Origin of the sequence: Sphingopyxis sp. Geo25 (genome assembly GCF_949769135.1) — a bacterium.
GTDB lineage: Bacteria > Pseudomonadota > Alphaproteobacteria > Sphingomonadales > Sphingomonadaceae > Sphingopyxis.
This window is the reverse complement of the sequence record NZ_CATKOZ010000001.1, coordinates 442,717-454,536: the sequence shown is the minus strand read 5'-3', so window position 1 is coordinate 454,536 and position 11,820 is coordinate 442,717. Positions and strand designations below refer to the sequence as shown.

Below are 11,820 nucleotides of genomic sequence, written 5' to 3'. Positions count from 1 at the left end.
CGGTTCGCTCCCCCCGCGCATCTCGTCACTCACGCTCCAGCGCCCGTACAAGGTCGCGGAACATGTCCCCCCGCTGCTCATAATCCTTGAACTGGTCGAACGAGGCGCAGGCGGGCGAGAGCAGCACCACGTCGCCCGGCGCGACCAGCGCCGCCGCCTGCCCCACCGCGGCCGCAAGGTCGCCCGAGCGCTCGACCGGGATCGCGTCGCCGATCTCGGCCGCGAAGGCGTCCATCGCTTCGCCGATCAGATAGGCGCGCTTGACGTGTCCGAACCAGGGACGGCAGGCGGAAAGCCCGTCGCCCTTGGCCTGCCCCCCGGCAATCCAGTGAAGACGCTGGTCCGGCGCCGGCGGGAAAGCCGCCAGCGCCGGTGCAGCGGAAGCCGCGTTGGTCGCCTTGCTGTCGTTGAACCAGCGGGCACCATGGGCTTCGCCGACCAATTCCATCCGGTGCGGGAGCGATTTGTAGGTCGCGAGCCCCCGCTCGATCTGTTCGTCGTTCAATCCGAGCACGCGGCAGACCGCGATCGCGCAGACGGCGTTCTGCGCATTGTGCGGCCCCTGCAGCGCGGGCCAGCGCGCCTGATCGACGGGGTCGATATCCTTTGCCGAGACGCGGTGGAGACGATGATTGATGCGCCCCGCAATCATCCGCGACGGATCGTCGTCGGTAGCGACGATTGCGACCTGATCGCGGTGCTGGAGACTGAAGAGCCGCGCCTTCGACGCGGCATAGCCCGCAAAGCCGTCGTAGCGGTCGAGATGGTCGGGGCTGAGGTTCGTCAGCACCGCGACGTCGCAGGCGAGGCTGTGCGACAGGTCGATCTGGTAGCTCGACAGTTCGAGGACGTACACGCCGCCTTCGGGCAGCGGATCGCGGCTGAGGATCGGCAGGCCGATGTTGCCGCCCATCAGGGTCGGCACGCCCGCGCTTTCGAGCATATGGGTGACCAGCGCGGTTACGGTCGACTTGCCGTTGGTGCCGGTGATGCCGACGACCTTGTGCGGCGGCAGGGCGCCCTCCGCCTCTGCGAAGATTTCGATGTCGCCGATCACGGGCACGTGCGCCGTGCGCGCGTGCGCGGCGATCGGGTGACGGTTGAGCGGCACGCCGGGCGAGACGACGACGCCCGCAAAGCCGATCAGGTCGATATCGAGCGGATTGCCGATATCGGCGCCCAGCGCCATTGCATCGTCGCGCGCCTCCTCGCGCTCGTCCCATGCGGTGACCCCCGCGCCGCTGGCGACGAGCGCCTCGACGGTCGCCAGCCCCGAGCGCGCCAGTCCCAGAACCGCGTAACGGCGGCCGGCAAAGACGCGCGAGGTGATCACCGGAGCTTCAAGGTCGCGAGCCCCGCGAGCGCGAGGACGATCGAGACGATCCAGAAGCGGATGACCACGGTGGATTCGGGCCAGCCGAGTTGTTCGAAATGATGGTGGATCGGCGCCATGCGGAAGACGCGCTTGCCCGTCCGCTTGTACCAGAACACCTGGATGATCACCGACAGCGCCTCGACCACGAACAGCCCGCCGACGAGGACCAGGACGAGTTCGTGCTGCGCGGTCACCGCGATCGTCGCGAGCGCGCCGCCAAGCGCGAGGCTGCCGGTGTCGCCCATGAACACCGCCGCGGGCGGCGCGTTGAACCACAGGAAGGCGAGGCACGCGCCGATGATCGCGGCGGCGAACACCGCAAGCTCACCCGCGCCGGGGACGTGCGGGATGCCTAGGTAGCCAGCGAACTTCACGTTGCCCGACAGGTAGACGATGACGAGGAAGGTCAGGCTGGCGATGATCACCGGGAACGTCGCGAGCCCGTCGAGCCCGTCGGTGAGGTTCACCGCGTTGCCGAAACCGACGATCAGTACCATCGCGAAGAGATAATAGAAGGGCCCGAGTTCGAGCACCACGCCGCTGAAGAAAGGCAGATACAGGTCGGTGCCGGTGCGCGACACGATCAGCACCACCGCGACCCCGGCGATCAGAAACTCGACCAGCAGGCGCACGCGCCCCGGAATCCCCCGGTGGCTGGCCTTCGTGACCTTGTCGAGATCGTCGAGAAAGCCGACGAGCGCGAAACCGCCGGTCACGAAGATGCAGGCCCAGACGAAGCGGTTCGACAGGTCCATCCACAGCAGCGCCGAAATCATCAGCGATATCAGGATCATCAGGCCGCCCATCGTCGGCGTGCCCTTTTTCGCGAGATGGCTCTGCGGGCCGTCGTCGCGGATCGGCTGCCCCTTCCCCTGCCGCATCCGCAGCATGAGGATGAAGCGCGGCCCGATCCAGAGGCCGATGATCAGCGCCGTGGCGACCGCCGCGCCCGAGCGGAAGCTCAGATAGCGGATGAGATTGAGAACCCCCGGAAAGCCAAGCCATTCCGCCAGCCAGTACAGCATCAATAATCCCCGTTGGTCAGCGCCGTCACAACATGCGACAGGCCGACGCTGTTCGACCCCTTGACCAGCACCGTGTCGCCGGGGCGGATCAAGTCCTTTAGCCGCCCAGTCGCGGCCGAGTGCGCGGCCACATGCTCGAAATCGATACGCCCCTCAAGCGCTTTGGCGAGCGGCGCCATCTCTTCGCCGACAAGCAGGGCGAACTGCACCCCGGCCGCGACGAGCGGAGCCGCGAGCCCCTGATGATAGGCCTCGCTGCCCGGCCCAAGCTCGCGCATCGCACCCAGAATCGCGATCCGCCGTTCACCGGACTCGGTCGCCAACTGGCCGATCGTCGCAGCCATCGAAGCGGGATTGGCGTTGTAGCTCTCGTCGATGACGAGGATATGGCCGCCTGGAACCGGCACCCGATGACGCGCCCCGCGCCCCGCGAGCCCGCCCATCTCGGCAAAGGCGAGCCCCGCCGCGGGCAGGTCGCCGCCGACCGCCTTCACCGCCGCAAGCACCGCCATCGCGTTCGACACCCAATGCGCCCCCGCTTGTGAAATGGTGAAGCAGAGGAGCGCATCCTGCACCTGTGCGGTGACGAGCGAGCCGCCCTGCCCGTCGGACAGCCAGTCGACCGCGCGGACGTCGGCGCCCTCGCCCAGCCCGAAGCTGACGATATGCGCGGCGTGCTGTTCGGCCTTGGCGCGGAGGCGGGCGTAATGCGGGCTGTCGAACGGCACGATCGCGGTGCCGCCGGGTTCGAGCCCTTCGAAAATCTCGCCCTTCGCGTCGGCGATCGCCTCTTCGCCGCTGAAGAATTCCATGTGCGCGGGGGCGATGGTGGTGACGATCGCGACGTGCGGGCGCACCATGCGAGTCAGCGCCGCGAGCTCGCCGGCATGGTTCATCCCCATTTCGAACACGCCGAAATCGGCGGTCGAGGGCATCCGCGACAGGCTGAGGGGCACGCCGACATGATTGTTGTAGCTCTTGACCGAACGATGCGCCTTGCCGGGCCGGAAGCGATCGAGCGCGGCGAACAGCGCCTCTTTCGTCCCGGTCTTGCCCGCCGATCCGGTGACCCCGATGATGCGGCCATGGCTGCGCGCCCGCGACGCTATACCGAGTGCATTCAGCGCGGCAACGCTGTCGGCGACACGGACGTGCGGAAAGTCGATCTCGGTTTCGCAGACGATCCCGGCGGCGCCCGCCGCGATCGCCTTGTCGATGAATTTATGACCGTCGGTCGCCTCGCCCTTCATCGCGATGAAGAGGTCGCCCTTCGTCACCTCGCGCGAGTCGAAGGCGACGCCGTTTACGGTGAAGTCGGCGGTCGCGGTTCCACCGGTCGCCGCAGCGATGGCGCGTGCGGTCCAGAGCGCAGTCATGCCGCCTCCTCGCGCGCGACCGCGACATCGTCGAACGGAATGACCCGCATTTCCTCACCGCACCCGACGATCTGGCCCTGCTCGTGCCCCTTGCCCGCGATGCAGACGATGTCGTTGGCGCGAGCCTCGGCAATCGCGGCGGCGATCGCCGCGCGGCGGTCGCCGATGATCCGGGCGCCCGGAGCGCCTTCGGCAATCGCGGCGCGGATGACAGCGGGGTCTTCGCCGCGCGGATTATCGTCCGTGATGATCGCCAGATCGGCCTTGGCCGCCGCGATTTTGCCCATTTCGGGCCGCTTCGCCTGGTCGCGGTCGCCGCCGGCGCCGAAGACCAGGATCAGCCGCCCGCCCGCGTGCGGACGCAGCGCATCGAGCGCCGCTTCGATCGCATCGGGCGTGTGCGCATAGTCGATATAGACCGGCGCCCCCGCCCTGGTGATCGCCGCGCGCTCGAGGCGACCGCGCACCGGCTGAAGCCGCGCAAGGTTCGAAAGCGTCTGGCCGACATCGCCGCCGGTCGCGATGACGAGTCCCGCCGAAACGAGCGCATTGGCGACCTGATAGGCGCCGATCAGCGGCAGATTGACTTTCTGCGTGAGGTCGCCTGCCGCGATGACGAGCGACTGGCCGAGTTGGGTCGGTTCGCGCGAGACGAGGCGAAGCGCATCGCCATGCGCGCCGACGGTCAACAGACGCACGCCGCGTGTCCTGACCGAATCGATCACCGGCGCCGAATATTCGTCGTCCGCCCAGACGACGGCCGCGCCATCCTGCTCGACCACTTCGGTAAAGAGGCGGAGCTTGGCGGCCAGATAGGCCTCCATCATCCCATGATAGTCGAGATGGTCGTGGCTGAGGTTGGTAAAGGCGGCCGCCTTCACCGTCAGTCCCTCGGTGCGATACTGGTCGAGCCCGTGGCTCGACGCCTCGAACGCCGCGTGCGTCACGCCCTCGGCCGCCAGCCCCGACATGTTCGACAGGAAGGTGACGATGTCGGGGGTCGTGAGACCGGTCGAGGCGCTGTCCTGCGACGTCGTGATGCCGAGCGTCCCGATCGACGCGGCGTTGAAGCCCGCCATGCGCCAGAGCTGGCGCGTCATCTCGACCGTCGAGGTCTTGCCGTTGGTCCCCGTCACCGCCACGCAGGTCGCCGGGAAGCGGTGGAAGAAGCGCGCGGCGATATGCGCGAAGGCGCGGCGCGGATTGGCGTCGGCGATATGAACCGCGCCCTCGACCTTCGCTTCCGGCCGCGCGACGATCGCAATGGCGCCGGCAGCGATCGCGGCGGGAATAAAGTCCTCGCCATTGAATTTCTCGCCGACGAAGGCGCCGAAGATCGTGCCCGGCGCGACCTTGCGATGGTCGATTGCGAGCCCGGTTACCACCGGACCCTCGCCTGCCGCGCCATGATCGCCGAGCAGCGCGGAGAGACGCATTATTCGTTTTCCCCGTCTCTCCGAACGAGCGGAATGAGTTCGGATACGTCGACGTCGCGGCTTTCGTCGGGATAGACGCCCAACATCGGCCCCGCGCGCATCACCACCTTCTTGACCACCGGCGCCGCAGTCCAGCCGGCGGTGCGCTGGCCCGAGCTATAGGCATTGCCCTTCGGCTCGTCGACCATCGCAACGACGACATAGCGCGGATTGTCCATGGGGAAGGCGGCGGCGAACGTCGCGACGACCGAGCTACGACGATAGCCGCCGACCCCCGGCTTTTCAGCCGATCCGGTTTTGCCCCCCACCCGGAAACCCGGCGCGTCGGCCTGCTTGCCGGTGCCGTCGGTGACGATGAGGCGAAGAAGCTGGCGCATCCGCGCGCTGGTCGACGCCTTGAACACGCGGCGACCCGGCGGCGGCGCCTTGTCGCCCAGCTTTTCGAGCGTGGCGGGGCGCCAGAGGCCGCCATTGACGAGCGCGGCATAGGCGCTCGCCAGATGCAGCGGCGTCACCGCGATGCCGTGGCCGTATGCGGTCGTCATCGTCGACAGGCGGCCCCATTCCTTGGGCCACAACGGAAAGGCGCGCTCCTTGAGTTCGATCTCCGGCCGCTTGTTGAATTCGAGGCTGCGGAACAGCTTTTCCATCTTTTCGCGCCCGAGTTCGTCGGCGATGCGCGCGGTCGCGATGTTCGAGCTCTGGATCAGCGTTTCGGGGACGTTGTACCAGCGGCCGGGATGGCTGTCTCGGATACGGAAGCCCGCGATCGCGAGTGGCTGGCTGGCGTCATAGCGCCGCGCCATGCTGGTGACGACGCCGTCGTCGATCGCCGCGCCGATCGACAGCGGCTTGAACGTCGACCCGAGCTCGTAAAGATTATAGGTGACGGCGTTGCGACGCGCGGGCGCGTCGGCGGCGACGAGCTTGTTCGGATTATAGGTGGGCAACGAGGTCATCGCCAGCACCTCGCCGGTGTGGACATCCAGAATGACGCCAGCGCCGCCGATCGCTTCGAGGTTCGTTACCGCGTTGTAAAGCTCGCTTTCGAGCACACCCTGGACGCGCGCGTCGATCGACAGCGTCAGCGGCTCGCCGCGCGTCGCCTTGTCGATCAGCCGCTTGTCGAACGCGCCCTCGATGCCGGTAACGCCGTGACCTTCGGCATCGGTGAAGCCGAGGACGTGCGCCGCGAGCGTGAGCTGCGGATAGAGCCGTTCCTTCTCGCGCGGGAAGTCGAAGCCGACGTCGCCGATCGCGTTCACCGCCGCGACCTGGTCGGGCAGCGCGCGGCGGCGGATATAGGTAGGCTTCGAACCTGACAGCTTGGCGACGAATTCCTCGCGCGGCGTGTCGGGGAAGATCTTGACCAGCTCGTCGGCCAGATATTGGCGGTTGTTGAGCAGCTTCGAAGGCACGACGCGGATCGAATAGCCGTCGATCGTCCGCGCCAGCGGCACGCCGTTGCGGTCGACGATATCGGCGCGGGCGGGAATGAACGCCGCCGAGCCATTGCCGTGCCCCGACGAGGTATCGAACAGCGCGAAATAGAGCAGACGCACCGAAATCAGGAAAAACGCCGCCGTGAACAGCAGCATCAGCATCATCAGACGCTGCTGCGCGGTCAGCAAGATCTGCTGACGCACCCCTGCGGTTCGGACCCGGGTCGGACGGACGACCAGCGTGTTCATTGGGCGGCCTTGCCCTCCCTTGCTTCGCGCGCCGCCGCCTTCTTGAGGTCGGCGAGCGTCGATTCGGCGAGGAGCTGGTCCTCGATCATCTTGAGCTGCTCGCGCCGGCGGGTCGGCGCCATGCGCGGCGCGACGTCGCTGCGGACGCTGGTTTCGGCCTGCGCGAGGATCACGGGCTTGACCGTCGCGGACTTGATGGCGGCGGGCTTCACGGTCTCGTCCTTGGTTGTCGCCGGCGTTGCTGCGGTCGCACCGACCGGGCTGACCATCGCCATCAGCACCGGCGCGACCTCGTTGGCGCCGCGGGCGCGTGGCAGGCCTTCGAGCGAAGCGAGCTGGCGTTCGTTGGCGAGATATTGCGACGCCGACGGCGCCGAATAGCCGAAGCTCTCGGCGTTCCATTGTTCGAGCTGGCGCATCGAAGCGCGCACTGCGAGTTCGGATTCGAGATAGCGGATGTTCGCCCGCGTCCGGTCGATCTGCCGCTCGACGCGCGTCAGCTCGCTGCGCGTCGCCGCCACCTTCAGCGAGACGGGGTAGAGCATCATCGCGAAGATGAGCACGAGCAGGACCAGGCCGATCCCCTGTAGCTTGCGCGCCGCCATCAGCATGACATGGACTCCTTCGTCGAGTTTTCGGGCCAGGCGGGGGCCGAGGTGCGCACCGCGCTGCGCAGCGTCGCCGAACGCGCGCGCGGGTTGCGAGCTTCCTCCGCCTTGCCGGGGCGCACCTTGCGCGCCGGGGTATCGAAAGTTGCGGCCCGCGCGGGGGTTGAACGCGCGGGCCGGTGCCGCGAACCACCGGCGTCGCCGCCGCTGCGTTCGCGCAGGAAATTCTTCACGATGCGGTCTTCGGTGCTGTGGAAGCTGACCACCGCGAGGCGGCCGCCGGGACGCAAGATGCGCTCGGCGGCACTCAGCCCCGCGACCAACTCGTCGAGTTCGCCATTGATGTGGATACGAATGGCCTGAAAGCTCTTCGTCGCCGGATCCTTCGGCGCGCCGGGCGGATGACGCAGCGCCTTGCGGATCACGGCGGCGAGCTCGGCCGTGCGGCTGAGCGGGCGCGCGGCGACGATCGCGCGCGCGACGCGGCGCGACTGGCGCTCGTCGCCATAATGATAGAGGACGTCGGCGATTTCTTCCTCGTCGGCGCGATTGAGCCAGTCGGCGGCGCTTTCGCCCTCCTGCGCCATACGCATGTCGAGGGGGCCGTCCTTCTGGAACGAGAAGCCGCGCTCGCCCTGGTCGAGCTGCATCGACGAAACGCCGATGTCGAAGGTTATGCCGTCGACCGCGTCGATCCCGCGTTCGGCGAGCAGCCGGTCGATCTCGCCGAAGCGGCCGTGGATCAGCGTCAGGCGGCCGTCGGCTTCGGCGACGAGCGCCTGCCCTGCGGCAATCGCGTCGGGGTCGCGGTCGCAGGCAACGACGTCCGCGCCCGCCGCGAGCATCGCGCGGGTGTAGCCGCCGGCACCGAAAGTCGCATCGACATGACGCTCCCCGGGCAGGATGGCGAGGGCGGCGATGACTTCTTCACGGAGGACCGGGTCGTGGCGGGGATCCCGAGGAAGGTCGGGGGCAAGCTCGGTCACTTTCGCGCCTTCCCCTTCGTTTCTTCCCATGCCGTCGCGAGCCGCTTGAGGACCGGGTCGGCCTCGACACATTCGGCGAGGCTCGGCAACCACCAGATTTCGAAACGGCGGCCCGAGCCGACGAAGGCGGTCGCCCCCGCCTCACCCACCCGGTCGCGCGCGGTGAAGTTGGGCAGGAAGCGTCCGCTGTCGTCGAGCGTATAGGCCTCGGTATAGCTGAAGCGCTTCTTGAACGCCTCGTCCTCGTCGAAATCGAGGTTACGGGTCAGCGCGGTGTCGCGGTCGCGCTCGATCTCGTCGGACAGGCGATCATACTGATCCTGGCCATAGGCGACGAGGCACGGGAGTTTTTCGTGGAAACCGACCCAAAGCACGCGCTGGCCGTCCGCATTGAGGGGCACATTGTTGCGGAACTGCGAGGGGACGGCGATGCGTCCCTTGCCATCGATCGCGGCGAAGTTGGTGCCCGAATACCGGCCGGGCGTAACAACCGCCATCGCTGTAGCCCCCCGTCTCGCGCCTCCGGGCAATAATTTCCTGCCCGCGGAATCACCGATTCCGCGCCGAAAGACTCAGGTGGAGATTGCCCCTCTCCGACTCCTGCCTATCAAGACTCCATCGGGGTGAAAAGGGGAAATTTAGGGTAGTATGGGGAATCTATGCCCCAGAAGGGTAATTTTGGGGTGAATCGAGGAACCCGACGGGTCGGGGCGCGCGAAAACAAACCGCGCGCCGGGGCAGCCACGGGCATGCGGCGGTGAATTGGCGTCCGGAGCTTGGGAAGTCTCTGCTTTGAGGCGCTTATTCGGCGGGCAATCGCGCCCAAAGCGGACGGAGTAGGGCGCGCGGCGCGTCGGGCCACAAGCGGGCGGCGAGCCATTCCATCGTGTCGGCCCGGCGCAGATGGTTTGCCCAGACGGGATCGCCTTGCCACAGCGGCGCGAAGAGCAGGTCGGCATCGCCGACGAGCCAGACCTCACCGCGGCCGATCGGGCATCGCGCAATGCGGCTGGCAGCGAACGCCTGACACGCGGGCGGCAGGCGTTCGAAGCGGCCGGCGCTGAACAGGCGCAGCCTTGCGCGCTCGACGTCCACCGACCGCCCTTTCTCGCCAGCCGGCGCGGCAGCGAGCGTGACGCCCCAATGGTCGAGCAGCGGGGTCAGCAGGCTCGTCACCGGCGGATTGCGCGGATCGCCGATCGGATGGCGCACCGGCCAGCCCGTCAACGCATCGGCGAGGATGACGGCGCGTCCGCCGCCGCGCACGAAGGCGTCGATCGCGACCAGCTCCTGCGGCGCCAGCGCGCGCGGATGGGCGAGGAGCAGCGCGCCACCGGATGCCGGCGGATGATCGACGAGGCTGTCGACAATCTCGACCGGGCCGCTCGCGCGGAGGCGGGCCAGCACCGGATCCTCGTTCGTGCCCGCCGCTATCATCGCCGCCATATCCTCGCCCGCCGACCAGCGCAGCGGCAAACCCGTGAGCAGGGTGACGGGCGGCCCAGACGCAATGGCGGGCCGGTAAAGCGCGGCGAGCAGCACATGCCCGGCGGCAAACCAGCCGGCGACGAACAGCGCCGCCATGAAGAAGGTCAGCGCCGCGCCCCTCCGCCACTGGACGAGCGTGTCGGCGACCGTTGCGGCGAGCATCCATCCCACGGCAACCAGCGCGAGCTGGAGCCACGGCGATCCATCCGACATGGCGAGGGCCACAATCGTTTGTGCCGCGAGGAGAATGAGCAGGGAGAGCGCGATCGCCCGCCACCGTCCGCCGCGCGTAGCGGAGCGCAGGCTCCATATGAGTATTAGCGTCGGCAGGGCCACCAGCGGCAGCGACAGCGCCGGATCGACCCGTCCGAGCGCGCATTGCCCGCCGACGATCCATCCGAGCGACAACGCGACAAGCGCCGCCGCCGCAGCGCGCATCGCAAGCGATCCGCCGCGCGTCACTGCTTCGATTGGCGAGCCCGTGCGAGCGCCGGATCGGGTTCAAGGTCGGGCACCGTCGATGTGGGCGGGACCGGCGCCGCCTGCGGCGCCTTGGCGTCGCTCGGCACATTCTGGTCCTTCGAGACCGGCTGGACCCCCAATTCCTCGAGCGGGGCGCTGCCCGCGGGCGTCGTCGCGCCGGGCGCGACCGCCTGCGCGGTGGGGGCGGCTTGCTGCGCGGCGCTTTCGCGGGCGCGATCGCCGATCAGCCCCGCCATGCCGACGAGCAGCAAGACCGTCAGCACACCCGCGATGCCGATCTGGAGCCGGCGCACCGAATCGCTGACCTGCACCGGCGGCGGTTCGACGCCCGACCGGGCTGCGGTTGTCTTGTTCGTCATGCCGCCAGCCCCTTGCTTGCCAGCCATTCGGGATTGTAGAGCGTCGACAGATAGCGAAAGCCGCTGTCGCAGAGGATCGTCACGATCCGGTTGCCCGGCCCGAGCTTTCGCGCGAGCGCCATCGCGCCGGCGACATTTATCCCGGACGATAGGCCGAGGCACAGCCCCTCCTCGTCGAGCAACTGGCGGACGATCTTCAGCCCCTCCTCGTCCGAGATACGGAATTGCGTATCGATCGGCGCGCCTTCGAGGTTGGCGGTAATGCGGTTCTGGCCGATACCCTCGGCCACGCTCGACCCTTCGGGTTTCAACTCGCCGCACTGGTAATAATTATAGAGTCCGGCGCCGTGCGGATCGGTGAGCGCAACGGTGATAGTCTGGTCCTTGGCCTTGAGCCCCAGCCCCGTCCCCGCGATGGTACCGCCGGTGCCCGCAGCGCATGTGAAGCCGTCGATGCGCCCCTCCATCTGTTCCCAGATTTCCTCGGCGGTGCCGAAAATATGTGCCTTGCGGTTCGCGATATTGTCGAACTGGTTCGCCCAGACCGCATTGTCGGTTTCCTCGGCGATGCGGCGCGACGTGTGGACGAAATGACCGGGGTTGGCGAAGGGCGCGGGCGGCACCAGCACCAGTTCGGCACCGAGCGCACGGATCGTCGCCATCTTCTCGGCACTCTGGTTGTCGGGCATGACGATGATCGTCTTGTACCCCAGCGCGTTGCCGACGAGCGCGAGCCCGATCCCGGTGTTGCCCGCCGTCCCCTCGACGATCGTGCCGCCGGGGCGCAGGCTCCCGTTCGCCTCTGCATCGCGGACGATATAAAGCGCGGCGCGATCCTTCACCGATCCGCCGGGGTTTGCATATTCGCACTTGCCCCAGATTTCGCACCCGGTGGCTTTGCTCGGCCCTTCGAGCAACACCAGCGGGGTGTTGCCGATCAGCTCGAGGCTCGTTCTGGCAATGGTCATGCCCCTGATCTAAGGTGCAGCCCGC

At 67.8% G+C, this 11,820-nt stretch carries 11 protein-coding genes; all 11 read right to left on the bottom strand.

What is annotated here, in order from left to right; translation table 11 throughout:
• Positions 1 to 25 precede the first annotated feature (25 nt).
• Positions 26 to 1,333 carry a UDP-N-acetylmuramoyl-L-alanine--D-glutamate ligase gene (gene murD, locus QOL68_RS02295; protein ID WP_282946575.1) on the bottom strand — a complete coding sequence of 436 codons (1,308 nt, stop codon included), beginning with the start codon at positions 1,331 to 1,333 and terminating at the stop codon, positions 26 to 28.
• The gene (gene mraY / locus QOL68_RS02290) at positions 1,330 to 2,400 is read right to left on the bottom strand and encodes a phospho-N-acetylmuramoyl-pentapeptide-transferase (RefSeq protein WP_058454627.1); all 1,071 of its coding nucleotides are present in this window, start codon (positions 2,398 to 2,400) and stop codon (positions 1,330 to 1,332) included. The genes murD and mraY overlap by 4 nt, the downstream gene beginning before the upstream one ends.
• Positions 2,400 to 3,776 carry a UDP-N-acetylmuramoyl-tripeptide--D-alanyl-D-alanine ligase gene (locus QOL68_RS02285; RefSeq protein WP_282946573.1) on the bottom strand — a complete coding sequence of 459 codons (1,377 nt, stop codon included), beginning with the start codon at positions 3,774 to 3,776 and terminating at the stop codon, positions 2,400 to 2,402. The genes mraY and QOL68_RS02285 overlap by 1 nt, the downstream gene beginning before the upstream one ends.
• On the bottom strand, positions 3,773 to 5,212 hold the full coding sequence (locus QOL68_RS02280) for a UDP-N-acetylmuramoyl-L-alanyl-D-glutamate--2,6-diaminopimelate ligase (protein ID WP_282946571.1): 1,440 nt from the start codon (positions 5,210 to 5,212) through the stop codon (positions 3,773 to 3,775). Before QOL68_RS02280 ends, QOL68_RS02285 begins: the two co-directional genes overlap by 4 nt.
• Positions 5,212 to 6,903 carry a peptidoglycan D,D-transpeptidase FtsI family protein gene (locus tag QOL68_RS02275; RefSeq protein ID WP_282946569.1) on the bottom strand — a complete coding sequence of 564 codons (1,692 nt, stop codon included), beginning with the start codon at positions 6,901 to 6,903 and terminating at the stop codon, positions 5,212 to 5,214. The genes QOL68_RS02280 and QOL68_RS02275 overlap by 1 nt, the downstream gene beginning before the upstream one ends.
• Entirely contained in the window at positions 6,900 to 7,514 is a 615-nt protein-coding gene (locus tag QOL68_RS02270; protein WP_282946567.1) for a hypothetical protein, read from the bottom strand. Before QOL68_RS02270 ends, QOL68_RS02275 begins: the two co-directional genes overlap by 4 nt.
• Positions 7,508 to 8,497: a 16S rRNA (cytosine(1402)-N(4))-methyltransferase RsmH gene (gene rsmH, locus QOL68_RS02265; protein ID WP_282946565.1), complete on the bottom strand. Its 990-nt coding sequence runs from the start codon at positions 8,495 to 8,497 to the stop codon at positions 7,508 to 7,510. The genes QOL68_RS02270 and rsmH overlap by 7 nt, the downstream gene beginning before the upstream one ends.
• Positions 8,494 to 8,994, bottom strand: a complete 501-nt coding sequence (locus tag QOL68_RS02260; protein ID WP_058454633.1) for a division/cell wall cluster transcriptional repressor MraZ — start codon at positions 8,992 to 8,994, stop codon at positions 8,494 to 8,496. Before QOL68_RS02260 ends, rsmH begins: the two co-directional genes overlap by 4 nt.
• A gap of 304 nt (positions 8,995 to 9,298) precedes the next feature.
• Positions 9,299 to 10,447: a Gldg family protein gene (locus tag QOL68_RS02255; RefSeq protein ID WP_282946563.1), complete on the bottom strand. Its 1,149-nt coding sequence runs from the start codon at positions 10,445 to 10,447 to the stop codon at positions 9,299 to 9,301.
• Positions 10,444 to 10,827, bottom strand: a complete 384-nt coding sequence (locus tag QOL68_RS02250; RefSeq protein ID WP_282946561.1) for a hypothetical protein — start codon at positions 10,825 to 10,827, stop codon at positions 10,444 to 10,446. The genes QOL68_RS02255 and QOL68_RS02250 overlap by 4 nt, the downstream gene beginning before the upstream one ends.
• On the bottom strand, positions 10,824 to 11,795 hold the full coding sequence (locus tag QOL68_RS02245; RefSeq protein ID WP_204993323.1) for a cysteine synthase A: 972 nt from the start codon (positions 11,793 to 11,795) through the stop codon (positions 10,824 to 10,826). Before QOL68_RS02245 ends, QOL68_RS02250 begins: the two co-directional genes overlap by 4 nt.
• Positions 11,796 to 11,820 lie beyond the last annotated feature (25 nt).